The sequence below is a fragment of the Pseudoalteromonas arctica A 37-1-2 genome (assembly GCF_000238395.3).
Taxonomy (GTDB): domain Bacteria; phylum Pseudomonadota; class Gammaproteobacteria; order Enterobacterales; family Alteromonadaceae; genus Pseudoalteromonas; species Pseudoalteromonas arctica.
Genome location: NZ_CP011025.1, coordinates 15,646 through 39,060, shown reverse-complemented (window position 1 = coordinate 39,060; position 23,415 = coordinate 15,646). Strand labels below are relative to the sequence as shown.

The 23,415-nt window shown below is 41.0% G+C and carries 23 protein-coding genes, 2 tRNA genes and 1 rRNA gene; 7 read left to right on the top strand and 19 right to left on the bottom strand.

Going from position 1 to position 23,415, the window contains the following annotated elements:
* Positions 1-270: 270 nt before the first annotated feature.
* The 3 genes from PARC_RS00185 to PARC_RS00175 all read right to left on the bottom strand — a co-directional run bounded on the left by PARC_RS00185 (position 271) and on the right by PARC_RS00175 (position 2,085).
* A tRNA-Ala gene (locus PARC_RS00185) sits at positions 271-346 on the bottom strand.
* A gap of 50 nt (positions 347-396) precedes the next feature.
* Positions 397-473, bottom strand: a tRNA-Ile gene (locus PARC_RS00180).
* A 76-nt stretch (positions 474-549) separates the two neighbouring features.
* Positions 550-2,085: ribosomal RNA gene (locus tag PARC_RS00175) — 16S ribosomal RNA — on the bottom strand.
* A 589-nt stretch (positions 2,086-2,674) separates the two neighbouring features.
* On the opposite strand from PARC_RS00175, the gene PARC_RS00170 reads away from it, so the two are divergent.
* Entirely contained in the window at positions 2,675-3,220 is a 546-nt protein-coding gene (locus tag PARC_RS00170) for a gamma carbonic anhydrase family protein (protein ID WP_010555526.1), read from the top strand.
* Here PARC_RS00170 and PARC_RS00165 read toward each other — a convergent pair.
* Complete coding sequence (locus PARC_RS00165) at positions 3,212-3,466, bottom strand: DUF1488 family protein (RefSeq protein WP_004335144.1); 255 nt, start codon at positions 3,464-3,466, stop codon at positions 3,212-3,214. The genes PARC_RS00170 and PARC_RS00165 overlap by 9 nt on opposite strands.
* Positions 3,463-4,287, bottom strand: a complete 825-nt coding sequence (gene aroE, locus PARC_RS00160) for a shikimate dehydrogenase (protein ID WP_010555525.1) — start codon at positions 4,285-4,287, stop codon at positions 3,463-3,465. The genes PARC_RS00165 and aroE overlap by 4 nt, the downstream gene beginning before the upstream one ends.
* A 53-nt stretch (positions 4,288-4,340) precedes the next feature.
* Here aroE and PARC_RS00155 point away from each other — a divergent pair, with 53 nt between their 5' ends.
* Complete coding sequence (locus PARC_RS00155; protein ID WP_004335148.1) at positions 4,341-4,778, top strand: group II truncated hemoglobin; 438 nt, start codon at positions 4,341-4,343, stop codon at positions 4,776-4,778.
* 141 nt (positions 4,779-4,919) lie between these two features.
* Positions 4,920-6,293 carry an IS4 family transposase gene (locus PARC_RS00150; RefSeq protein WP_096058041.1) on the top strand — a complete coding sequence of 458 codons (1,374 nt, stop codon included), beginning with the start codon at positions 4,920-4,922 and terminating at the stop codon, positions 6,291-6,293.
* 44 nt (positions 6,294-6,337) lie between these two features.
* Here PARC_RS00150 and hemF read toward each other — a convergent pair whose 3' ends face one another.
* The 6 genes from hemF to PARC_RS00120 form a co-directional block, all read right to left on the bottom strand.
* Positions 6,338-7,288: an oxygen-dependent coproporphyrinogen oxidase gene (gene hemF, locus PARC_RS00145; RefSeq protein ID WP_010555164.1), complete on the bottom strand. Its 951-nt coding sequence runs from the start codon at positions 7,286-7,288 to the stop codon at positions 6,338-6,340.
* A gap of 1 nt (position 7,289) precedes the next feature.
* Positions 7,290-7,853 (bottom strand): L-threonylcarbamoyladenylate synthase type 1 TsaC, encoded by a 564-nt coding sequence (gene tsaC / locus PARC_RS00140; RefSeq protein WP_010555163.1) that lies wholly within the window; start codon positions 7,851-7,853, stop codon positions 7,290-7,292.
* A gap of 25 nt (positions 7,854-7,878) precedes the next feature.
* Positions 7,879-8,454 carry a DNA topoisomerase family protein gene (locus tag PARC_RS00135; protein ID WP_010555162.1) on the bottom strand — a complete coding sequence of 192 codons (576 nt, stop codon included), beginning with the start codon at positions 8,452-8,454 and terminating at the stop codon, positions 7,879-7,881.
* Positions 8,455-8,568: 114 nt separating this feature from the next.
* Positions 8,569-9,042: a DUF494 family protein gene (locus tag PARC_RS00130; protein WP_010555161.1), complete on the bottom strand. Its 474-nt coding sequence runs from the start codon at positions 9,040-9,042 to the stop codon at positions 8,569-8,571.
* A 1-nt stretch (position 9,043) separates the two neighbouring features.
* Positions 9,044-10,135 (bottom strand): DNA-processing protein DprA, encoded by a 1,092-nt coding sequence (gene dprA, locus PARC_RS00125; RefSeq protein WP_010555160.1) that lies wholly within the window; start codon positions 10,133-10,135, stop codon positions 9,044-9,046.
* 31 nt (positions 10,136-10,166) lie between these two features.
* Entirely contained in the window at positions 10,167-11,285 is a 1,119-nt protein-coding gene (locus PARC_RS00120; protein WP_010555159.1) for a LysM peptidoglycan-binding domain-containing protein, read from the bottom strand.
* Between the two features lie 118 nt (positions 11,286-11,403).
* On the opposite strand from PARC_RS00120, the gene def reads away from it, so the two are divergent.
* From def to trkA, 4 genes are all read left to right on the top strand, one after another.
* The gene (gene def / locus PARC_RS00115) at positions 11,404-11,907 is read left to right on the top strand and encodes a peptide deformylase (RefSeq protein ID WP_007584168.1); all 504 of its coding nucleotides are present in this window, start codon (positions 11,404-11,406) and stop codon (positions 11,905-11,907) included.
* A gap of 24 nt (positions 11,908-11,931) precedes the next feature.
* Positions 11,932-12,885 (top strand): methionyl-tRNA formyltransferase, encoded by a 954-nt coding sequence (gene fmt, locus PARC_RS00110; protein WP_010555158.1) that lies wholly within the window; start codon positions 11,932-11,934, stop codon positions 12,883-12,885.
* Positions 12,878-14,173, top strand: a complete 1,296-nt coding sequence (gene rsmB, locus PARC_RS00105) for a 16S rRNA (cytosine(967)-C(5))-methyltransferase RsmB (RefSeq protein ID WP_007584175.1) — start codon at positions 12,878-12,880, stop codon at positions 14,171-14,173. Before fmt ends, rsmB begins: the two co-directional genes overlap by 8 nt.
* An 86-nt stretch (positions 14,174-14,259) precedes the next feature.
* Positions 14,260-15,636: a Trk system potassium transporter TrkA gene (gene trkA, locus PARC_RS00100; protein WP_004335170.1), complete on the top strand. Its 1,377-nt coding sequence runs from the start codon at positions 14,260-14,262 to the stop codon at positions 15,634-15,636.
* 81 nt (positions 15,637-15,717) lie between these two features.
* On the opposite strand, the gene PARC_RS00095 is transcribed toward trkA, so the two are convergent.
* The 8 genes from PARC_RS00095 to PARC_RS00060 form a co-directional block, all read right to left on the bottom strand.
* Positions 15,718-15,933: an EF-hand domain-containing protein gene (locus tag PARC_RS00095; RefSeq protein WP_007584177.1), complete on the bottom strand. Its 216-nt coding sequence runs from the start codon at positions 15,931-15,933 to the stop codon at positions 15,718-15,720.
* An 84-nt stretch (positions 15,934-16,017) separates the two neighbouring features.
* Positions 16,018-16,230 (bottom strand): EF-hand domain-containing protein, encoded by a 213-nt coding sequence (locus tag PARC_RS00090; protein ID WP_004335174.1) that lies wholly within the window; start codon positions 16,228-16,230, stop codon positions 16,018-16,020.
* 139 nt (positions 16,231-16,369) lie between these two features.
* On the bottom strand, positions 16,370-16,582 hold the full coding sequence (locus PARC_RS00085) for an EF-hand domain-containing protein (RefSeq protein ID WP_004335175.1): 213 nt from the start codon (positions 16,580-16,582) through the stop codon (positions 16,370-16,372).
* A gap of 463 nt (positions 16,583-17,045) precedes the next feature.
* A complete protein-coding gene (locus PARC_RS00080) occupies positions 17,046-17,705 on the bottom strand; it encodes a flagellar brake domain-containing protein (protein WP_007584185.1) in 660 nt (219 codons plus the stop codon).
* Between the two features lie 44 nt (positions 17,706-17,749).
* The gene (locus PARC_RS00075; RefSeq protein ID WP_010555157.1) at positions 17,750-19,201 is read right to left on the bottom strand and encodes a TrkH family potassium uptake protein; all 1,452 of its coding nucleotides are present in this window, start codon (positions 19,199-19,201) and stop codon (positions 17,750-17,752) included.
* 96 nt (positions 19,202-19,297) lie between these two features.
* The gene (locus PARC_RS00070; RefSeq protein WP_010555156.1) at positions 19,298-19,912 is read right to left on the bottom strand and encodes a YigZ family protein; all 615 of its coding nucleotides are present in this window, start codon (positions 19,910-19,912) and stop codon (positions 19,298-19,300) included.
* 88 nt (positions 19,913-20,000) lie between these two features.
* On the bottom strand, positions 20,001-21,323 hold the full coding sequence (gene pepQ / locus PARC_RS00065) for a Xaa-Pro dipeptidase (RefSeq protein ID WP_008171989.1): 1,323 nt from the start codon (positions 21,321-21,323) through the stop codon (positions 20,001-20,003).
* Between the two features lie 149 nt (positions 21,324-21,472).
* The gene (locus PARC_RS00060) at positions 21,473-23,359 is read right to left on the bottom strand and encodes a transglycosylase SLT domain-containing protein (protein WP_010555155.1); all 1,887 of its coding nucleotides are present in this window, start codon (positions 23,357-23,359) and stop codon (positions 21,473-21,475) included.
* Positions 23,360-23,415 lie beyond the last annotated feature (56 nt).

Sequence of the window (23,415 nt, the reverse complement as noted above, 5' to 3'; positions counted from 1 at the left end):
TTAACTTCGCCAGAAGTCAATATTGAATACTAAAGTAGATACCAATCAATCAACTCATAAGAGTTAACTAAATGGCACTGAATGGTACTGCTACCATTCTTTTTTTACTTTTGAAAACTCTTGATAAATACAATGTATCTATCAGAATTTTATTATCAGCTTTTCCAAATTTTTAAAGAGCAAGAGATGTAAAAACTTCTCAAAATTAAACACACTCTATTCTCAGGCGGTTAATGGCCTGATAAAGAATATTTATTTTTAAGAAGTAAGTGGTGGAGCTAAGCAGGATCGAACTGCTGACCTCCTGCGTGCAAGGCAGGCGCTCTCCCAGCTGAGCTATAGCCCCACATATGCTGGTACTTATTGTTTTAACCATCTTCTTAATTAGATAAGAAGTGGTGGGTCTGAGTAGATTTGAACTACCGACCTCACCCTTATCAGGGGTGCGCTCTAACCAGCTGAGCTACAGACCCAAAACAATAAGTGTTGTTCTCTTTACAATAACAATCATCTGTGTGGACACTACGAACAAATAAGTTCTAAATCGTATAAGGAGGTGATCCAGCCCCAGGTTCCCCTAGGGCTACCTTGTTACGACTTCACCCCAGTCATGAATCACTCCGTGGTAAACGTCCTCCCGAGGGTTAGACTATCTACTTCTGGAGCAACCCACTCCCATGGTGTGACGGGCGGTGTGTACAAGGCCCGGGAACGTATTCACCGCGTCATTCTGATACGCGATTACTAGCGATTCCGACTTCATGGAGTCGAGTTGCAGACTCCAATCCGGACTACGACGCACTTTAAGTGATTCGCTTACTCTCGCGAGTTCGCAGCACTCTGTATGCGCCATTGTAGCACGTGTGTAGCCCTACACGTAAGGGCCATGATGACTTGACGTCGTCCCCACCTTCCTCCGGTTTATCACCGGCAGTCTCCTTAGAGTTCTCAGCATTACCTGCTAGCAACTAAGGATAGGGGTTGCGCTCGTTGCGGGACTTAACCCAACATCTCACAACACGAGCTGACGACAGCCATGCAGCACCTGTATCAGAGTTCCCGAAGGCACCAAACCATCTCTGGTAAGTTCTCTGTATGTCAAGTGTAGGTAAGGTTCTTCGCGTTGCATCGAATTAAACCACATGCTCCACCGCTTGTGCGGGCCCCCGTCAATTCATTTGAGTTTTAACCTTGCGGCCGTACTCCCCAGGCGGTCTACTTAATGCGTTAGCTTTGAAAAACAGAACCGAGGCTCCGAGCTTCTAGTAGACATCGTTTACGGCGTGGACTACCGGGGTATCTAATCCCGTTTGCTCCCCACGCTTTCGTACATGAGCGTCAGTGTTGACCCAGGTGGCTGCCTTCGCCATCGGTATTCCTTCAGATCTCTACGCATTTCACCGCTACACCTGAAATTCTACCACCCTCTATCACACTCTAGTTTGCCAGTTCGAAATGCAGTTCCCAGGTTGAGCCCGGGGCTTTCACATCTCGCTTAACAAACCGCCTGCGTACGCTTTACGCCCAGTAATTCCGATTAACGCTCGCACCCTCCGTATTACCGCGGCTGCTGGCACGGAGTTAGCCGGTGCTTCTTCTGTCAGTAACGTCACAGCTAACGGGTATTAACCGTTAACCTTTCCTCCTGACTGAAAGTGCTTTACAACCCGAAGGCCTTCTTCACACACGCGGCATGGCTGCATCAGGCTTGCGCCCATTGTGCAATATTCCCCACTGCTGCCTCCCGTAGGAGTCTGGGCCGTGTCTCAGTCCCAGTGTGGCTGATCATCCTCTCAAACCAGCTAGGGATCGTCGCCTTGGTGAGCCATTACCTCACCAACTAGCTAATCCCACTTGGGCCAATCTAAAGGCAAGAGCCGAAGCCCCCTTTGGTCCGTAGACATTATGCGGTATTAGCAGTCGTTTCCAACTGTTGTCCCCCACCTCAAGGCATGTTCCCAAGCATTACTCACCCGTCCGCCGCTCGTCAGCAAAGTAGCAAGCTACTTTCTGTTACCGCTCGACTTGCATGTGTTAGGCCTGCCGCCAGCGTTCAATCTGAGCCATGATCAAACTCTTCAATTAAAAAGTTTTATGTCTTTCGACAGCTCAATGAATTCTGAATTTATTTTAATATCTTTCGATATTGAATTGACTGTGCCGAATAATTACCGAAATAACTATTCTGTTGGTCACTCAGTTTTCAATTGAGACTCTAATTTGTTTGCCTCGCTACCTAAGTAGGTTGGCTGTTAGAACTCAATCTGTACGAGTGCCCACACAGATGATTGCTTTATATTGTTAAAGAACGTTTTGAGTCGCTTTAGCGTCTCAAGGGATGCGAATAATACACCCTTTATTTTTCGAGTCAACACTTAATTTTAAATTTTCTTTTGGAAGATTTAAAACCGAAGTTTTATTTAACTCTCTGAGTAGTTCGTGCCTCGCTATGCTTCAGCGTTTCCCGTCTCAGTGGGGTCGCATTATAGGGAGAACAGATTTTTACGCAAGTACTTTTTTAAAGAAAAAGTAAAAAAAGATGCTGTTCGGTCAGTATCTGAACTAAACCCCCTGAAACTGATAGTTTTGTAACCAAACGGCGCCTTTTATGGTACAAAAATAACCTTGCTGATACACTCAAATACTAATAATCATGATCTAAAAGGTACTAACTATGGCAATTCGTTCTTATAAAGGTGTTACTCCTTCATTTAATTCGTCTGTTTATATTGATGAGTCATCGGTTTTGGTTGGTAACATTACTTTAGGTGATAATAGTAGTGTGTGGCCGTTAGTAGCTGCACGTGGTGATGTTAACTATATACGTATTGGTAAACGCTCCAATATACAAGATGGCAGTGTATTGCATTTATCTCGTGCAACTAAAAGCAATCCTGATGGTTACCCACTTATTATAGGTGACGATGTAACAGTTGGTCATAAGGTAATGCTGCACGGATGTATATTAGGAAACCGTATACTTGTAGGTATGGGCGCTATTATTATGGATAACGTGGTTGTTGAAGATGATGTAATTATAGGTGGCGGCTCTTTGGTACCACCAAACAAACGCTTAGAGTCTGGTTACTTATATGTAGGGAGTCCGGCTAAGCAAGCCCGCCCTCTAACGGAGCAAGAACTTGCCTTTTTAAAAATATCTGCCGATAACTACGTATCACTTAAAGATGAGTACTTAGCTGAAATAGCTAATTTAAGTTAATAAGCTTACTTCAATTTGGCCTGCCGAGTTATAGCTCTCTTCTTCGATAAGCTCCTCGGCACGTTCTTCGTAATCAAAACGATACTTTTCAAAATACTCTGTTGCATGGCTTTCGTCTGTTAATTTAAGTGTATTTACTTCTATTACACACTCCACCAGCATGCCACTAACTTGTGCAAAAAATACTAACTGATGATCGGGCTCTCTAAACTCTAGCCTATCTATAAATTGTATTGCCTGATTCATTTAAGCGTTCCTTGTTTGAGCGCATCAACTACGGGAAGTATTTTTGGCATTTTATTACGCCATACATAATATGCTTGAGCAGCTTGGCCAACTAACATGCCACTGCCATCTAAAAGCTTAGCGTTAATATTATGCTGTGCAACCCAATTCATAAAAATGGTATTTTGCAGTGAATAAAACATGTCATAAGCGACTTCACAGTTAGTTATGTGTTTTTCATCAAGAGCTGGAAGCTCATTATTCATACTGCTAGATGTAGAGTTTATAATTAGTGAGTAATCGCTTACTGGTAAATCATCAAAGCCAAAGCCAGATACTGGTCCATATTGAGTAAACAGCTCTGCGAGTTCTTTGGCTTTTTGTGCTGTGCGATTAACTATTATTATTTCCTGAGGGTTATGCTCTAACAAAGGTAAAATAACCCCTCGAGCAGCACCGCCCGCACCTATGATTAAAATGCGTTTATTAGTTATGGCTACTTCATTAGCGAGTAAATCATTTACAAAGCCTACACCATCGGTGTTATCACCGAGTAATGTGCCATCATCTCGTTTTTTTAATGTATTAACAGCCCCTACAATTTTAGCTAATGGCGTAAGCTCATCGGCCATTGCATAGGCTTGCTCTTTAAATGGCATTGTAACGTTAGCACCCACACCACCTTGCTCAAAAAAAGACAATACTGTTTTTTCAAAGTTATCGATAGGTGCTAATATTGCGCGATAGTCGATTTGCTCACCCAGTGATACAGCAAATTGTTTATGTATCGCGGGGGATTTTGAATGTTTAATTGGATTTCCAAAAACCGCATATTTGTCCATTTTAAAGCAACCTCTTTGCAGCTATATACTGCCTATTAACGATGATAAGTAATATGATTAAACGACTTTTTTCTAAATCTAAGCCAGCTCCTGAGCAACAGGCTCCTACTCCTGAAAAAACACCGTATGAAATAATAGGTGGAGAGAAAGGGGCGCGTGCTATTTCCAACCGATTCTACGACATAATGGAGTCAGATGAATACGCTAAACCGTTATATGATATGCATCCTCTGCCATTAGATCGAATTCGCCAAGTATTTTTTGAATTTTTATCTGGTTGGTTAGGCGGGCCAAACCTATTTACTGAAAAACATGGCCAGCCAATGCTGCGTAAAAGGCATATGCCTTTTACTGTGGATAAAGCATTGCGCGATCAATGGATGTACTGCATGAATAAAACGCTGGATATAGAAATAGACAATCCGTTGTTACGTGAAGGCTTAAAGCAATCATTCTCTCAACTAGCAACGCACATGATCAATCAGCATTAAATTTGTATTTAGCCACAATGCAAAAAGGCGCTAATTAGCTGTCTCTTATACACAAATCCCTGCTAAGAAATTAGCGGGGATTTTTTTGAACTAAATCTCAATGTCATGATCAGATCTTCAAATCTTGTTTGAGGGCACATTATGATTAACGAACATACTCATTGGGCAAAACAACAATTCGGTAAATCGGACTTAGGTGATCCAAGAAGAACAGCGCGTCTGGTAAAGTTAGCATCAACGCTTGCAAATGAACCAGGAAAACCACTTGTGAACATCACTCAATCCCCCGCCGATATGGAAGGTGCCTACCGCTTTATTCGCAACGAGAATATTGACGCAACGGCTATAGCAGAGTCAGGCTTTAAAGCCACGGTTGAACAAGCAAAAAGTCATAACTTATTACTCGCATTAGAAGACACGACCACACTAATTTATAAACATTCCTCCATTCGAGATGATTTGGGTCATGTCGGACGAGGAGCAAAACAACGAGGCTTGTTAGCTCATAGCGTATTACTGTTTGCGCCAGACACAAAGCAAGTTGTGGGATTAATTGAACAGTCTCGCTGGAGTCGTGATATCAACACGATTGGAAAAAGAGAAAAACACGCGACGACTTCTTACGAAGAAAAAGAAAGTTACAAGTGGGAGTCAGCGTCACGAGCGATGGCAGAGCGGCTGCAAGGACAAATGGCGAACGTGATATCGGTGTGTGACCGCGAAGCGGACATCTACGAATACTTGCAGTATAAACTGAGCGAGCAGCAACGATTCGTCGTACGCTCGATGCAAAGTCGTCATATTGAAGAAGGTGAGGATAAGCTCTATGCGTTTGCAAGCGAGCTGATGAGTGCAGGCACCAAACACATCCACATTGCACAAAAAGGAGGAAGAAAAGCCCGAAGCGCAACACTGGATATCACCTATGCGCCAGTGACACTCAAAGCGCCTTACAATAAGAAAGGACACTCCCTCCCAGTTTACTATGTCGGCTGTGCAGAGCGAGGAAACGCTGAGAACGGCTTAAGCTGGCACCTATTAACCAGTGAACCAGTCACCAGCAAAGAAGACGCTTTAGCTATCATCACCTACTATGAGCACCGTTGGCTTGTAGAGGAATACCATAAAGTCTGGAAAAGTGATGGTACGGATATCGAAAGTTTACGCCTTCAAAGCCAAGATAACATGGAAAGATTGGTGACGATTAATGGCTTTATTGCGACGCGAATATTGCAACTAAAGTTCACCAATGAGCAGCCTGATTCTCCAAGTTGTGAACAACTGTTATCTCCCAAAGCATGGAAGTTATTGTGGTTAAAGAGAATAAAAACACCATTGCCTGAAACTGCTCCAAATATGTCATGGGCGTATCAGGAACTGGCAAAGTTAGGAGGCTGGAAAGATACCAAGCGCACAGGGCGTGCATCTGTGAAAGTGTTATGGCAAGGATGGCTTAAGTTACAAGCCATCCTGGAAGGCTACGATTTAGCAAAATCTCTTGAGTCAGACTTGTGATCAAGAGACAGCTAATTAGCGCCTTTTTGATTACTGTGTAATTGTTATAGTTGCCACTCTCTGGCTATCAACTCACTTGGTTGACTAGTTAACCACTCTTGCGGGCGTAAGTAATACTGATATAGGTTAGCTTCTGGGCTACTTGGCTCTGGTTTATAGTTATATTCCCAGCGTGCAAGTGGTGGCATAGACATTAATATAGACTCAGTGCGCCCGCCACTTTGTAATCCAAATAAAGTGCCTCTATCCCATACTAAATTAAACTCTACATAACGTCCGCGCCGATAAAGCTGAAAATCACGTTGTTGCTCTGTGTATTCATCATTTTTACGACGTTCAATAATAGGTAAATAGGCATCTAAAAATCCATTACCCACCGATTGCATAAACGCAAAACTCTTTTCAAAACCAAGTTCGTTTAAATCGTCAAAAAACAAACCGCCTACTCCGCGCGTCTCGTCTCTGTGCTTTAAATAAAAATACTCGTCGCACCATGTTTTATATTTTGGATAAACTTCACTACCAAATGGCGCACAAATGTCGTGAGCAACTTGATGCCAATGCTGTACGTCTTCTAATACTGGATAAAAAGGAGTGAGATCAAATCCGCCACCAAACCACCATATTGGCTCTTCGCCTTCTTTTTCGGCTATAAAAAAGCGCACATTGGCATGACTTGTTGGTACATGAGGGTTTTTAGGATGAATAACTAACGACACACCACACGCATGAAAGCTGCGCCCTGCAAGCTCTGGCCTGTGTGCTGTTGCAGAGCCTGGCATTGAAGCGCCAAATACGTGTGAGTAATTAACTCCGCCTTGCTCTATTACAGCGCCATTTGTGGTTACACGTGTACGACCACCACCGCCTTCTGCTCGCTGCCAGTTATCTTCTATAAATTTAGCACTGCCATCTGCAGCCTCCAAACCTTTGCAAATAGTGTCTTGCAAAGCCATAAAGTATGCTTTTACTTGATCTAATAATTCACTTTGCATATTAACCTCTAAATATTTTTCCAGTCATGGCATCTTTTATTGTGCTTGGTTGAGTATTACCACCTAACGCCTCATCAACGTAAAAGCCAACTTGTTCTGCAAATTGCGCTTTAGCTTGCTCAATACTAATTACCGTTTCTTGACCGGTTAAGTTTGCACTAGTTGATACTAGTGGCTTACCAAACTCTTGGCACAAACGTTTTACTGTTGGATGGTTTGTTACTCTTACTGCAATGGTATCAAACTGCCCTGTGAGCCATTTAGGCGTATTTTTAGATGCAGGCATAACCCATGTAATTGCAGCAGGCCAACTCGAAAAAATATCAGCTCGTTTATCCATTGGTATTTTTGCATCATCTACGTATTTTAATAATTGTCCGTAGTTATCAGCAATTAAAATAAGTCCTTTTTCAACCGGGCGCTGCTTAATAGCTAATAGTGCCTCAACGGCTTGTTGATTATCTGGATCACAACCTAAACCATATACAGCTTCTGTTGGGTATAAAATAACTTCGCCTTGCGTTAAGCATGTTATTGCAGTGGGCGTATTTGAAAGGTCTGACAAAGTAGTCTCCAGATATAATTAAACGTTATTCAGTTGGGGTGAGCTTATGCATGCAGCTTTTTTGTGGGCATTGCAATAATGTGCCGTTTGCCATATTTCTCTCTATGACGATAGGCCAGTTACATTCAGGACACGGGTGTTCAACCGGTTTATTATTAAGTGTGTATTTACAACTTGGATAGCAATCACAAGAATAAAATACTTTACCAAATTTATTACTGCGCGCGACTAAATGACCTTTTTTGCATTTAGGGCAACTTGGCAAAGTGTCTTCGCTTTGTTTTTCTTCATTTTCGTTAGCAATGTAATGGCACTCTGGATATCCCGTACACCCAATAAACATACCGTAGCGCCCATTTTTAACCACCAGCGGTTTGCTGCACTGCGGGCATGCTGAATCTTCAAGAACTTTAATTTCGTTACTATCGTGATGTGCCAACGGCCTAATAAAATCGCATTTGGGATAACTTGCGCATCCTAAAAAAGGGCCTGATTTACTATTGCGGATCACTAACTCTGAACCACACTGTGGGCATATCTCGTATTCTTTTTCGAGGGCGTGCTTGTTCGCCGAGAAAAGCGAATGGTCGATTTTACTCATGGTGATCCTAATAGGTTGGTGAATTTTCGCCTAATATACCCAAACCACTTAAAGATACAAGCAATGCCGTGCTTATCCGTTTAAGTAATTTGAGTACAATTAAGATAATTATCTCTAATGAAGAAGTTCGCTGGGTTCATCAAAAATCAAATCTTCCATTTGCTCATATGCCTCTTCAGAGCCAGGAACATTAAACAAAATCATAAGTACAATCCATTTTAAATCTTCTAGGCTTATGGTTGGTTTATCTAGTGAGGCTAAACAGTCCATTACCATCTCACGAGTTACATTGTTAATTACGCCTATTTGCTCAATAAACATTAAAAAGCCACGACACTCAGCACTGAGCCTTTGGCATTCACTATCGGTAAATATACGCACAGCATCTTTAGGGTTAGTAATAAGATAAGGAGACTCGTCACTGTGTTGTAAATCGGCGAGTTGCTCTAACCAATCGAGAGCTTTAAATATCTCAGGCTTATTAAAGCCCGCGCGCAGTAGCTCATCGGTTAATTCATTTTGCTCTGCAAATATATCCGCTTCGCTATGAATGTAATTTTCAAAAAGATATAAAAGAATATCAAACATATTACCTTCCTGCGCTCAACTTAATATAACCATCTAACACTCGCTCAATCTGATCGTCTAATTCTAAATCGAGCAACCTAGCGAGCACTTTGTCTATTGGCCACTGCGCACGACGTACAATGTCGTCTACGCTGGTTACTTCAAAGCCAATACTATTTAAAACCTCGCATTGAGAATTTGCCTGAATAGGCTGCTCTTTGTTACATACATTATTGTCGTAAGTAAAACTCACCTCATCAAGAATGTCAGCCACGTTTTCTACCAGCTTAGCACCTTGCTTTATTAAAAAGTGACTTGCCTGCGCTAACGGGTTTTTAATAGAACCCGGTACTGCAAATACTTCTTTATTTTGTTCAAGCGCATAACGTACTGTAATTAACGAACCGCTTTTAATTTCAGCCTCAACAATAAGCACTCCCAACGATAACCCAGAAATAATACGATTTCGGCGCGGAAAGTTATGCGCATGAGCAGCTGCCCCTGGTAAAAACTCACTCACCAACAGGCCGCTTTCTAAAACTTGGTCTGTTAATAGTTTATGGCGTTTAGGATAGTAAATATCAACCCCAGTACCAAGCACCGCTATGGTTTTACCCGTACCAGCAAGAGAGCCCTTATGTGCTGCTCCATCTATTCCCCGTGCCATACCTGAGGTAACTGTAATACCCGCTAAAGTTAACTCGTATGCAAATTCTGATGCTATTTCAAGCCCAGTAGGTGTGGCATTACGACTCCCTACAATTGCAATTTGTGGAGTAGATAATAACGAGACATCTCCCCTACAAAATAGTAATAAAGGTGCACTGGCAATCTGTCGGAGATCTTCTGGATAAAGCGCATCAAAAATACAGACAACGGTAATGCCCTGCTGCGCAATTAATTGCTCATAATGACTGACTTGTTGCCAATTGGTATTGAGTAAATTACTCGCCTGATTAGCGGTTAATCCAAGCTGTAAAAGCTTGTCATGAGGTAAGTCGAATAACGACCCAAGGGAATAATTTGTAGATAGTGCTAAAAGGGTTTTGATACCCAACCCTTTACACATATAAAAGGCAAGCCAGTGGGCTAGCTTGCCAGATGACTGATCCATGCTCTCTCCTAGAGCACCGACTCGCTACTTCTTAATGAATAACTGCAATATCTCCAATGCGAATTGGGTGCTGGTTTTTAGTTATTAATGCATAACTTATTTTGTCATACACTTTAAAGACAATTAGCTCGCCAACTTTTTCTTTAGGCATAGTCCACGTTGTGCTCTCTTCGTCAGACTCATCACCAAATAATTGGCTCACATCAGATAAAAGCTTCTCGTATTTACTAGAATCTTCTGGGTAACGAGGGCCACGAGGACCATCAATAACCGTTGGTGATTGACGTTCTAGATCTAATACATGACCCGCTTCTATGTTTTGTTCACTGCCTAAGTTTAGCACTACAACATCCATTGTGCTGAATTCTCTAACTTGTCGTGGGGAAGCAATAATATTCCCTGTTACGGGCTCAGAAGGACGGTGAATATTAAAGTACGCAGGAAGCATTTGACCTTCCATTGCCGGCATTAAAAAATCGCCTTGCTGAATTTCTCGTTTAACAGACTCAACACGTAATGACGAAGGCACACCATTGTGTTCATCACCCGCTCTAAACGCACGTGCGATACCCACGTAAGATGCACGCGTTGCTAACACTTCACCGGTTAAATCAGTGTAAGGATCACCTTTATGGTAAATGGCATATGCCTTATGTACTTGTAAGTCGCCTTTAACATATAAAATATGGCCTAACGTTTGTGTTTTAGTATTTTCGTTAGCACCTAAAATATAAGGTTTGCCTTTAATATCGTCACTATTCATTGCTTGCTCGTAACTGATATACGGTTTGATCATTTCAAGCGGCAAAGTAGTAATAGCATTACGCCCTTTTGGTGTAATACGACCCTGAGGAGATAGCTTTCTATATCCTTTATTAATCACTAAACGTGGGTTTCCATCTGCATCGTATATCAGCGCTAATGCATCACCGGGGTAAATTAGGTGCGGGTTGTCAATTTGTGGATTCATTTGCCAAAGTTCAGGCCATAGCCAAGGCTCATCTAAATAGATGCCAGAAATATCCCAAAGTGTATCGCCTTTTTTTACAACATACTGTTTTGGTGCATCTTTTTTTATTTTAAGCACGTCAGCAATTGCGGGGAACGCAGCACTTAACGTAAGCATGATTGCAAGTAATGGAGATTTCATTGAGCTTCCTTGTATTGTTTTTTCATTATTATTGCCCAAAACCTGTTAAAGGTGAACGCGAATGGCTAAAATAAGAGCATACAATACCCTAAATTAAGCACAAGTGAAAAAGGTAACTATGGCTAGGTTAGAAGTTTTAAGATTTCCAGATGAACGTTTACGTACTATAGCAAAAGATGTTGCACAAGTTGACGACACAGTACGCCAAATTGTAAAAGACATGCTAGAGACAATGTACGATGAAAATGGCATTGGACTTGCGGCCACGCAAGTAGATATTCATCAACGAATCGTTGTTATTGATGTATCAGAAGAGCGCGACGAGCCACTGGTATTAATTAATCCACAAATCATTAAAAAAGACGGCTCTACCGTTAGCGAAGAAGGCTGTTTATCAGTACCTAACTCGTATGCAAAAGTAGACCGCGCTGAAACAGTAACAGTCGCTGCACTTAACGAAAACGGTGAAGAGTTTGTACTAGATGCAGATGAATTACTGGCTATTTGTATTCAACACGAACTAGATCACCTTCAAGGTAAGCTGTTCATTGATTACTTATCTCCATTAAAGCGCCAACGTATTCGTAAAAAGCTTGAAAAAGAAGCTAAATTTGCAGATTAGTAATAAGTACCTTAGGAAAACTCAGTGACTCAACCATTACGCATTATATTTGCCGGTACGCCGGACTTTGCAGCACGTCATTTACAAGCGCTGATACAAAGCGAACACCAAATAGTGGGTGTATATAGCCAGCCAGATCGCCCTGCAGGTCGTGGTAAAAAATTAAAAGCCAGTGAAGTGAAAGCGCTAGCGCTTGAGCACAACTTACCGGTTTTTCAGCCACAGTCATTAAAAAATGATGAAGCACTAGCAGAGCTAACAAGCTTAAATGCCGACATTATGATTGTTGTAGCGTATGGCTTAATCTTACCTAAAGCTATATTAGAAGCCCCACGTTTGGGTTGTTTAAATGTGCATGGCTCTATATTACCGCGCTGGCGCGGCGCTGCACCGATTCAACGCGCAATTTGGGCAGGTGATGAGCAAACCGGCGTAACAATAATGCAAATGGATGAAGGGCTAGATACCGGCGATATGTTACATATAAGTCGCTGCCCTATTAGCACGACAGAAACTAGCGCTAGTTTATATACAAAGCTTGCTGAGCTAGGTCCAGACGCGTTAATTGAAACCATTAATAAATTAGCTAATGGCGAGATCACCCCTGAACCTCAAAATGATGAACTTGCTAACTACGCTAAAAAGCTTTCTAAAGAGGAAGCTAATATCGATTGGTCAATGAGTGCACTGCAAATTGAGCGAAACATTCGCTCTTTTAATCCATGGCCAGTGTGCTTTACCCAAATGGGTGGGCAAACAGTAAAAATTTATCAAGCGCAGGTTGTGCTGCAATCAGGTGATCCTGGGCAAATTTTATCAAGCGATAAGAATGGCGTAGTAGTGGCGTGTGGCGAACACGCTTTATGTATTACGCAATTACAGCCGCAAGGTAAAAAACCAATGGCAATTAACGACTTTTTAAATGGTCGTAGTGACTGGGTTACCCCTGGCACAATATTAGGCGAAAACAATGAGTAATGTTCCAAACGTACGAGCGCTGGCCGCTGAAACTTTATATAACGTAGTTGATAAAGGCGCATCGCTTAATCAAGAACTTCCATTTGCAAGCCAAGGCTTGCCGCCTAAAGATAAAGCGTTGCTACAGCAAATTTGTTATGGCGTTTTACGCTACTTACCGAGCCTTGAAAATTACTGCCAACACTTAGTAGAGCAGCCATTAAAAGGTAAACGTAGAATATTTCAGTTTTTATTATATGTAGGTATTTATCAACTGCAGCATATGCGCGTACCACCACATGCTGCAATTTCAGAAACTGTAAACGCACTGGCTCAACTGCGCGCTTTAGGATTAAAAGGGCTGATAAACGCCATTTTACGTAGTTTTCAGCGCCAACAAGCAGAGCTTGAAGAAAAAGCGAAGCTTATTCCGGTATGTTTATACAACCATCCAAATTGGTTTATTAAACAGGTGCAAACAGCCTACCCAGATAGCTGGGAAGCACTACTTGAAGAAAACCAGCAACAAGCGCCAATGTGGCTTCGTGTAAATCAAGCACAATTTAGCACGCAAGAGTACAGCGAAATGCTTAGCGCTAACGATATTGAACACACCTTAAACCCTGACTTTATTGATGGGATTAAGCTTGCCAAACCACGTGATGTATTTTCGTTGCCTGAGTTTGATACAGGTGCATGTTCAGTACAAGATGCTGCAGCACAGTTGGCAGCCCGCTTTTTAGAACCTAAAGCAGATGACTATATTTTAGATGCCTGTGCAGCACCTGGCGGAAAAACGTGTCATATATTAGAGCTTGCTGATGCTGATGTACTTGCACTTGATAGCGACTCAACTCGCCTTGAACGCGTTAAGCAAAACTTAACTCGTATTGGCTTAGGTGCAGACCTACAATGTGGCGATGCCTCACAACCACATACTTGGTGGGACGAAAAATTATTTGATCGTATTTTGCTTGATGTGCCTTGTTCAGCCACTGGTGTAATTCGCCGTCACCCTGATATAAAATGGTTACGTCGCGCATCAGATATCGAAGACTTATCTAAGTTACAAAACGATATTCTTGATAGCATTTGGCCACTGTTAAAACCAGGTGGCACATTGGTATATGCTACGTGTTCGGTTCTTCCACAAGAAAACCAACAGCAAGTTGCTAAGTTTTTAGCTAATAACGATGATGTAGAACATATACCTCTACACGAAAATGATACCGTAACAACTCCAGGTTTGCAGTTACTGCCCGGTGAAAGTGATGGATTTTATTACGCTAAGCTAGTTAAAAAAGCCTAATAGCCGTACACTAAATAGTTAGCCATTTATGAAACATTAAATGGCTATTTTTTTAATTAAATTATGATCAATACCACGGGTAAATAATGAAAATAATTATACTCGGTGCCGGGCAAGTTGGTGCTACGCTTGCTGAAAACTTAGTTGGCGAACAAAACGAAATTACCGTTGTTGATATAGACGGTAACCGATTACGTGAACTTCAAGATAAGTACGACTTACAAGGGGTTATGGGCCACAGTGCGCATCCTGATGTATTACGCCGTGCAGGCGCTGAAGATGCCGATATGATTATAGCGGTAACCAGTTCAGATGAAGTGAACATGGTTGCATGCCAAGTGGCGTACAGTATTTTTAAAACGCCCACTAAAATTGCCCGTATTCGCTCGGAGCAATATTTAAAATACCGTGAAAAACTATTTCAAAACGATGATTTACCAATCGACCATTACATTGCTCCCGAAGCACTGGTCACTAAGTATATTCGCCGTTTAATTGACTACCCTGGTGCTTTGCAGGTATTGCAGTTTGCCGATGGTATGCTCTCGTTAGTGGCCGTAAAAGCTTACTATGGCGGTTTGCTTGTAGGTTATGCGTTATCTGCACTTAAAGAACACATCCCTAATGTAGAGACTCGTGTTGCTGCTATTTATCGTCAAGGTAAAGCAATAAAACCATTGGGTACCACCGTTATTGAAGCCGATGACGAAGTATTCTTTATTGCCGCTACAAAACATATACGCGCAGTAATGAACGAGCTACAAAAACTTGAACGTTCGTATAAAAAAATTATGATAGCTGGTGGCGGTAACATTGGGGCTGGCCTTGCCCGCTCACTTGAAAAAAATCACACCGTTAAACTAATTGAACGCAGTAAAGAACGTGCCGAGCAACTCTCAGAAATGCTCGATAACACGGTCGTTTTTTGTGGTGACGCATCTGATCAAGAACTGCTCTCAGAAGAGCATATTGAACAAGTCGATGTATTTATTGCCGTAACCAACGACGATGAAGCAAACATTATGTCGGCCATGCTTGCAAAACGTATGGGCGCACAAAAAACCATGGTACTTATTCAACGTGGTGCTTACGTTGATTTGGTACAAGGCGGCGAAATAGACATTGCCATATCGCCACAACAAGCAACTATATCAGCGTTATTAACGCACGTACGCCGTGGTGATATTGTTAACGTGTATTCACTGCGTAAAGGCGCAGCAGAAGCCATTGAAGCCGTTGCTCATGGTGATGAAAACACATCTAAAGTGGTTGGTCGTGCGATTGCCGACATAAAACTTCCTGCAGGTACAACTATTGGGGCAATAGTACGTAATGACGATGTGCTGATAGCTCACGATGATACAATTATTATGTCGGGCGATCATGTCATCATGTTTTTAATCGACAAAAAACACATTACCGTTGTAGAAAAACTATTCCAAGTAAGTGCTATATTCCTTTAACTTGTTACTCTAATTAGTTAATTTAATACACAAAAAAGCCGCTGACTAAGGCGGCTTTAATGGAGTATGCTTAAATATTGATTACTGTACTTTTGAAAACTCTTCTTTAGAGATTTCACCATTACCATCAGTATCCAAATCATCAAAAATCTTTACAAGCTGAGGGTTAACCTTTGCTTCTTCCATTGTAATAGCACCGTTACCATCTGCATCAAAAGAGGCAAAATCTACTGCGGCATATGCTGCTGATGAAGATGCTAAAACGATAACTGCAAGCGTTGTATTTAATGTTTTCATAATAATATTCCTAGTAATATGGGAAGTCCTTTTCAAAGATCCCTGACTGTGAAAAATGTTTAATCTGAAAAGATTAATTAGTAATTAGTAATTAGCGAATTCTTCTTTAGAAAGCTCGCCGCTACCGTCGGTATCTAGCTCAATAAATTCAGCCATTAAATCTGTATCGACTGCCGCTTCGCTTGGGCTAATTGTGCCGCTACCATCGATATCAAGGCTGTCAAAATCTGATGCTGCAAATGCAGCGGAAGAAGATGCTAGTACTATAAGTGCTAATGCTTTATTTAAATGTTTCATAACTTAATCCTTCAATGTTCTATCAAAAAAATTGCTTCGTTTAACTTAAAACGTAATTTTTCACTTCCTTGTTATCCTCTTTCGTAAGCTCCCTTGCCTACTTAGGTGTCTTTGGCAACTCAGGATAAATACTTTTTAATTAAGCTTCTGAAAATTCTTCTTTTGATAACTCACCATTTTGGTCAGTATCAAGCTCAGAAAACATGCTCATTAGCTTTGCATCAACTGATGCTTCTGCTTGGCTAATTGTGCCACTGCCGTCTACATCCAGTGTGTCAAAATCTGTTGCAGCAAAAGCGGCTGAAGAAGATGCAATAGCGATAAGTGCTAAAGTTTTATTAATGCTTTTCATAATATGTATCCTTCAAATTTATGTGTGTGCGATTAAGTATTTCACTTTGAATCACGATTTCGTTCAGTACACTTAGACTATTACAACTTAGATGCCAACATTTAAAAGTTAATAATTTTCAATGAGTTAAATTCAAAACGTACAACAAGAAGGCGTTTTTAGAATAATTATTGTTGCCCTTTAGCAACACGTTTTAAAGGGTCTACATTAAAACCATTAAAAACATATAGTTATGTTTATATAAAAAGATACATTTTTAAATGTATGGTTTTAAAAGGACGGATTTAAGAATAATTGAGATAAATTTTAACGAGGAAGCTTTAATAACAAAAAATAAGCTGTAAAAAATAATACGTAATCAGTTGTTTTATTTGAATAATAATTTTAATTATGAAAGAGAAAAAAAACATTTTATAAATACTGACATAAAATGCCTTTTTGTTGCAAATAAGCGAAAACCTATTTATTCAACGGTAGGCTCAAGCGCAGAAGGGTCTATAAAATGCTCTTTCATAAAGGCTTTCATTTCATCCTCGCTTGCTAGTAGCTTAATTCCACAGTGCACACCTGCGGCATGCTCTTTAACACTGCAAATTTCACCTTCAAAATCTTTATCACTGCTATTAAGTACGACAGTGCATTGCATATCTTTAATACTTTCAACTTGCTGATCGCCTCTAATATCAAACATTACACCAGTGAGTGAAATGTCTTTAATAAGGCCTTCAAGTACCCTATCGTCACTTAGCTTTAGCTTTGCAGGTAATAAGGTAGGTATGCGTGTTTGTGAGCGTAGCGCAAATAACTGCACTTGCTTTGGAAAGTTTATAAACACGAGTTTAGCGGGATGAGAGGCTACCGACATAATTTGCTGGCGAAACGCAATAACTTGCCCACCACTACCTTCAATAAGCGCTCTTACAACAACCATTACGCCATCACGTAAATAGTCACTCGCCGCAGGTAAACGCTTTGCATTGGGATAATTTAAAATAATAAACTGTTTATCGAGTAAACCAACTAATTCAGTTTTAACACGCTTACTGCTTGTAGGTGTTAATATTTCTAGGTCGACTAAGCTGCCTACACTTATATGCTTTAGCTTTTCTAAATTTGTTGGCATATCCCTTTCCCAATAGTTCGTAATTTAAAACTTAAGCCGCTCGTTTATCCACGCCAAAAAGTAGGCGTAAATAACACTAATAAAGTAAATATTTCTAGGCGACCAAACACCATTGCAATGGTAAGCAACCATTTAGCACCATCGGTTATAGCGCCATAATGCGACGCTACATCCCCCAGACCTGGACCTAAGTTATTTAAACAAGCCGCAGTGGCTGAGAACGCAGTTATGTTATCCATACCCGTGCCCATAAGCGCTAACATAATAATAATAAACACCAACGCATAGGCAGAGAAAAATCCCCACACGGCTTCTACTACTTTGTCTGGCAACGCCTTACGACCCAGCTTGATTGAATATATAGCCCGTGGGTGCACCAAACGATTAAGCTCACGCACACCCTGCAAGTAAAGTAAGAACACGCGCACTACTTTCATGCCACCACCGGTAGAGCCTGCACAGCCACCAATAAAACTCGAAAATATAAGTAAAATAGGTAAAAACAAAGGCCATGTTGAAAAGTTATCAGTAGCAAAGCCTGCTGTTGTACTCATAGAAATAGCCTGAAATAACGCCTGATCGAGGGTTTCATCGCCATTGGCAAATATTTCGTTAGAGGAAAGCACGGTAAAACAAATAACCACCAGCGCTAACTGAATACACAAAAACACCTTAAACTCAGGGTCTCGAATATAAACTTGTATGTTACGACTGGCTACTGCAGCGTAATGCAGGGAGAAGTTAACAGCAGCAATAATTAAAAAGAACACACAAATAAAGTTAATTACAGGGCTGTCAAAGTGCCCCATAGAAGCATCGTAAGTAGAAAAACCACCTATCGCTACCGTTGAGAATGCATGACATATCGCATCAAACCACTCCATCCCGGCTGCCCAATAAGCCAGCATACAAGCAATAGTCAGTGACACATAAATATACCAAAGGTGCTTTGCTGTATCGGCAATTCGCGGGGTCATTTTGGAATCTTTTACAGGCCCAGGTATTTCAGCGCGATATAACTGCATACCACCAACACCTAGCATGGGGAGTATAGCGACAGCGAGTACGATTATACCCATACCGCCAAACCACTGGAGTTGCTGGCGATAAAACAACACCGACTTGGGTAAGTACTCAATACCGGTAAGTACTGTAGCGCCTGTGGTTGTTAAGCCAGAGAATGCTTCAAACACCGCATCGGCGAGCGATAAATTAGGTTCTTGTAAAAATATAAGCGGCAAGGACGCAAACGCCCCAAGTACCAGCCAAAACAAAACAACAATTAAAAAGCCTTCACGTGCTTTTAAGTCACCGTTTTCATGGCGGTTTGGGTAATAAGCCATCATGCCAATAACAACACTAAAGATAAATGCTAAAACAAAAGGAACACCACCACCGTCTTTATATATTAAAGACACCAGTGCCGGAGGCACCATGGTAATACTAAACAGCGCAACAAGTTGGCCAAGAATTTTTATGATGGTACGAAATTGCATTTAGCTTGTCGCTTTTATTATTAGTAAATTCAGGCTGAGTAGTATCAACCAAATTAAATCGGGTCAGTATGCATTACATGCAATTTGTGTAGGTTATTACTCTTTAATAGTTAACTCAACTGCGCCGTGACTTAAATCAAAAATATCTTTGATTGCTTGCTGAGCTTCGCGGCTATCTATTGTAATCACCCATTCAATATTAGCAGTAAATTGCTTATCAATATTAAGCACTTGATACTTTGTTTTTAATAACTGCTCAATCGCACCTTGCATGCTGTACCCGCTACTCCCTGTAATTTCAACACTGGGAACTTTAAGTACCGTTTGCAATTTTACTAATGCATTATTTAATGAGCCACCATAAGCACGTACTAATCCGCCCGTGCCTAATTTTATTCCGCCAAAGTAACGTGTGACTACAGCTGTGATTTCGCCAAGGCCTGAACCCACCAGCACATTTAACATAGGTTTTCCTGCAGTGCCATTTGGTTCACCATCGTCCGAAAAACCATAAACATGGCTGCCACCGGGGTTGCCTGCCACATATGCCCAGCAGTTATGACGCGCATCGCTATACTTTTCTTCAATGCTTTTAATAAATGCTTTAGCTGAATTTAAATCGGGGGTATGTGCAATGTGAACTATAAACGTACTTTTTTTAATTTCTTCTTGATGAAAAACGTCAGCAGCGGGATATTTATATTCAGGCATATTTTAAACTTGTAAAAAGGGGGCCAAAAGGCCCCTTTAAATAATGTACGTATTTTAACGTGTATAAACTAATTAGTGTTAACTAGAATTAATCGAGCGCTAAATCTCGTGTCATATTCTCTAAGCTATCTTCGTGAACAATAATGTTGTCTTCAATACGAATACCGCCAAATGGTTTAAATGACTCAATCTTTTCCCAATTAATAAACTGCTTATTATCGGTTTGCGCTAAATCACCAAGCAGTGAATCAATAAAATATAAGCCTGGCTCAATGGTAAACACTTGGTTTTTTTCAATCAGGCGAGTACAACGCAAGAACGGATGCCCTTCAGGCGATGGCTGATGTGTGCCCTTTTCGTCACTCATAAAACCACCCATATCATGCACTTGTAAACCTAGGTGATGCCCTAGTCCATGCGGGAAGAAAGTAGAGGTAATTTTACGCTCAACAATTTCCTCAGCGGGTAGGTTAACAATTTTAAAGTCACTGAGTATTTGTGCAATACGGTTATGGCATTCAACGTGTAAATCACCATAAAGCATACCCGGCTTTAAACCTTTACCTAACTCGATTTGTTGAACCGTCATCGCTTGTACAAGCTCAGCAAACTCACCCTGCTTTTTAAAATCATACGTACGAGTAATATCAGCGGCATAACCATTAAAGTTTGCACCGGCATCAATTAAAAATGAGTTATGAGTGTGTGGCGCTTTTGGATCAAAGTGCGTGTAGTGCAAAATAGCGCAGTTTTCGTTAAGCGCAACAATATTGCCATATGGCATTTCATTTTCGCTTTGACGTGTTGCCATTAAGTACGCTTGCTGAATATCGAACTCGCTACCACCATTAAAGAATGTGTCGCGAGCAGCTTTATGCCCATCTACTGCAATGCGGTTAGCGTTGCGTAAACATTCAAGTTCGTACTGCGTTTTATAAGCGCGGTGGTAATGAAAATAGTTAAGTACAGGCTCAGGGTTCATAATACTAAAACCAAGTGCTTGCGCTACTTCAATATATTCGCCCATGTAAGCATATTTAGCTTTATCGTATGGTAATAACTTTTCTACTTGATCAGGCTGAAGTAGTAGCTCTATATCAAAGTACTCAGCCCAAAAGTCACGAGGCTCATCTGGCACTTTATGCCAAAAATCAACTGGTCGATAAAATATTAGTTTTGGTTTGTCGCTGCCATTTACCACAATCCAGCAATGAGGATTATCAATAACCGGTAACCACGCTTTAAACTGTGGATTAACTTTAAATGGATAATACATATCATCTAAAAACTGGCGCTTAGCTTGGCCTGAATGAATTACTAATCCTTCTAACCCTTCGCTATTACAAATTGTACGAGTACGCTGTTGCAGTGTTGCAATATGTTCGGCGTATAAAACGGCTAATTTATCCATTGTTAATCCATCTGTTAAATTTAACTTGCTCTGAGTCTACCACTTAAACACTAAGCGCTCAAAAAAGGGGGATATTTAACACGTAAACATCCCCCTTATTAATACCTATACCTATCGTGTTAAGTTATTGGTCGATTGGTATCATATATTCAACCGCCCATTTTCATTTCGAGTAGCGGCGCTAATACATTACCTTCTCGGCCCATTCTTGTATGGTAAACCTGCCTGTACGCAAATACATTTTTTACGTAATCGCGGGTTTCGCGATACGGAATAAGCTCTACCCATAACTCAGCCGGAATAGCGTCATCAGGTAACCAACGCTTTATACGGTGATAACCCGCATTATAAGAAGCTGTTGCCAGCACCTCATTGCCATGGTTTTTCTTTTTTAAGTACTGTAAGTAACTAGTACCTAACCTAATATTTGTTTTAGGTTGATATAAACGACTACTTGTCACACTGCCTTTATTTACATACTCAGCAGTACTAGGTAATAACTGCATTAAACCACGCGCATTAGCATGCGAGCGTGCATCTGGCGCAAAAGAGCTTTCGCGCCTTGCAATAGCAATACTCCAGGCAACATCTATCTTGCTACGTTTACTGTAGCGCTCAAAAACATCTTGAAACGCAAACGGAAAACGTTGCTCTACGTTATCCCATGCTTTAATTTTTGCTAAAGTAAAAATAGTACTGTCGTGCCAACCTAAATCGGTAGATAGTTGTGATGCTGCTAGCTTTTCTTCATCGCTAGACGTACCCGTTAAATAATTCCACTCACGGCGCGCCGACGTAAAGCGCTCAATATCATAAAGTGCTTTTGCACGCTTAAAGCCAGGTGCATTACTTACTTTATCTACAAGCACCTTATCGACTGCTAAAGGTTGATTATTTAAATCAACGGGCAACCCTAAACGTGCTGCTGCTAAAAAGCCGTAATAATCACGATTAGCCGCTACTTTTTTCCAAATATCGTCTGCTTTTTGTTGCTCGCCACGTTTAGCATAGCTATAAGCTAACCAATATTGCTGGCCAAGGCTTAAATCCTCTTTACCTGTAAAAAACGCAGCAATCCCTTCCCAATCTTGGGTTTTGAGCATATTGCCCAGTTGCCATTGAGTAAGCTTGCTGTCTAATCGCTCTTTCGGCACTTTATTTAGCCAAAAGCTCGCTTGCTTATGCCCGCTTGAAGCAAGTGACAACGCAAAGGTGTAATACACGTCAGCTTTATCTTCATCACTATACTTAAATATTTTTTCTAGTTTTTCCCATGCTTTTAAAGCAAGCTCTTTATCGCGCCAAACCAAGCGTTTAACACCATAAATTGCTATTTGGCCTTCTTTAGCCGACTTATTTTTATATCGATATAATCCAGCTGCCGTGCTTGGATCTTTTCGCACTTTTAAGTATAAATCAGCTAAGTAACGATCCTTACTTGGCAATAAAGTTTTTAAGTAAGGTAATAAGCTTTGCGTCCCGCCTTGTGCAGCAAGTGTTACACGCTTCCAAACAGTTTCTTCTTTCATGTAGCCTTTTTTACGCCACGTAGAAAACAAACTATCACAGCCATTAGGTTGCGATTTACCAACGGCCCATAAGTCGGTCACCTGATTTAGAATCGCCTTTTCAGGCGCGCCCAAGTCGAGCTGAAAATCTAAATAAGTACAGGTAAGCCCAGTATTAGAAGTTTCACGGTAGTTGCGTATATACGCCGCTTTTTCATTGTTCTCTTTTAAATACTCCAACCACGCTTTGCGCACAGGCCACTCAAGCGGTGTATGCTGATATATATTTAAATAGTCTTCTATCTCTGCCTGATGCTTAATACTCGGGTGACGTTGCCAATATGTTTTTTCAACATACGGTTTTAACGGATGATTTAGGTTACTAACCGCTTGTTTAAAGTCTTGGTAACTTCCGTACCTTACTTTTTTTTCGGCATCTAAAAAGGCATCGTTATCGATACTTGCCTCGGCAGAGTGAAGAGGGAAAATGAATGCAGCTGCCGCAACACTTAGTAAATATTTTTTCATAATGTCCTTTAATAAAAATTAAAGTAGTGAATAAAAACTTTTCAACCACCTTAGCA

What these genes read in the sequence shown, in the direction of transcription:
- PARC_RS00080 (WP_007584185.1), bottom strand. Translation starts at nt 17,705, where the DNA reads ATGCCAACAAATTTAGAAAAGCTAAAGCATATAAGTGTAGGCAGCTTA.
- PARC_RS00085 (WP_004335175.1), bottom strand. Translation starts at nt 16,582, where the DNA reads ATGAAAAGCATTAATAAAACTTTAGCACTTATCGCTATTGCATCTTCT.
- PARC_RS00150 (WP_096058041.1), top strand. Translation starts at nt 4,920, where the DNA reads ATGATTAACGAACATACTCATTGGGCAAAACAACAATTCGGTAAATCG.
- aroE (WP_010555525.1), bottom strand. Translation starts at nt 4,287, where the DNA reads ATGGACAAATATGCGGTTTTTGGAAATCCAATTAAACATTCAAAATCC.
- def (WP_007584168.1), top strand. Translation starts at nt 11,404, where the DNA reads ATGGCTAGGTTAGAAGTTTTAAGATTTCCAGATGAACGTTTACGTACT.
- PARC_RS00095 (WP_007584177.1), bottom strand. Translation starts at nt 15,933, where the DNA reads ATGAAAACATTAAATACAACGCTTGCAGTTATCGTTTTAGCATCTTCA.
- PARC_RS00165 (WP_004335144.1), bottom strand. Translation starts at nt 3,466, where the DNA reads ATGAATCAGGCAATACAATTTATAGATAGGCTAGAGTTTAGAGAGCCC.
- PARC_RS00060 (WP_010555155.1), bottom strand. Translation starts at nt 23,359, where the DNA reads ATGAAAAAATATTTACTAAGTGTTGCGGCAGCTGCATTCATTTTCCCT.
- PARC_RS00135 (WP_010555162.1), bottom strand. Translation starts at nt 8,454, where the DNA reads ATGAGTAAAATCGACCATTCGCTTTTCTCGGCGAACAAGCACGCCCTC.
- PARC_RS00155 (WP_004335148.1), top strand. Translation starts at nt 4,341, where the DNA reads ATGATTAAACGACTTTTTTCTAAATCTAAGCCAGCTCCTGAGCAACAG.
- trkA (WP_004335170.1), top strand. Translation starts at nt 14,260, where the DNA reads ATGAAAATAATTATACTCGGTGCCGGGCAAGTTGGTGCTACGCTTGCT.
- pepQ (WP_008171989.1), bottom strand. Translation starts at nt 21,323, where the DNA reads ATGGATAAATTAGCCGTTTTATACGCCGAACATATTGCAACACTGCAA.
- PARC_RS00170 (WP_010555526.1), top strand. Translation starts at nt 2,675, where the DNA reads ATGGCAATTCGTTCTTATAAAGGTGTTACTCCTTCATTTAATTCGTCT.
- rsmB (WP_007584175.1), top strand. Translation starts at nt 12,878, where the DNA reads ATGAGTAATGTTCCAAACGTACGAGCGCTGGCCGCTGAAACTTTATAT.
- PARC_RS00090 (WP_004335174.1), bottom strand. Translation starts at nt 16,230, where the DNA reads ATGAAACATTTAAATAAAGCATTAGCACTTATAGTACTAGCATCTTCT.
- PARC_RS00120 (WP_010555159.1), bottom strand. Translation starts at nt 11,285, where the DNA reads ATGAAATCTCCATTACTTGCAATCATGCTTACGTTAAGTGCTGCGTTC.
- PARC_RS00075 (WP_010555157.1), bottom strand. Translation starts at nt 19,201, where the DNA reads ATGCAATTTCGTACCATCATAAAAATTCTTGGCCAACTTGTTGCGCTG.
- PARC_RS00070 (WP_010555156.1), bottom strand. Translation starts at nt 19,912, where the DNA reads ATGCCTGAATATAAATATCCCGCTGCTGACGTTTTTCATCAAGAAGAA.
- dprA (WP_010555160.1), bottom strand. Translation starts at nt 10,135, where the DNA reads ATGGATCAGTCATCTGGCAAGCTAGCCCACTGGCTTGCCTTTTATATG.
- hemF (WP_010555164.1), bottom strand. Translation starts at nt 7,288, where the DNA reads ATGCAAAGTGAATTATTAGATCAAGTAAAAGCATACTTTATGGCTTTG.
- PARC_RS00130 (WP_010555161.1), bottom strand. Translation starts at nt 9,042, where the DNA reads ATGTTTGATATTCTTTTATATCTTTTTGAAAATTACATTCATAGCGAA.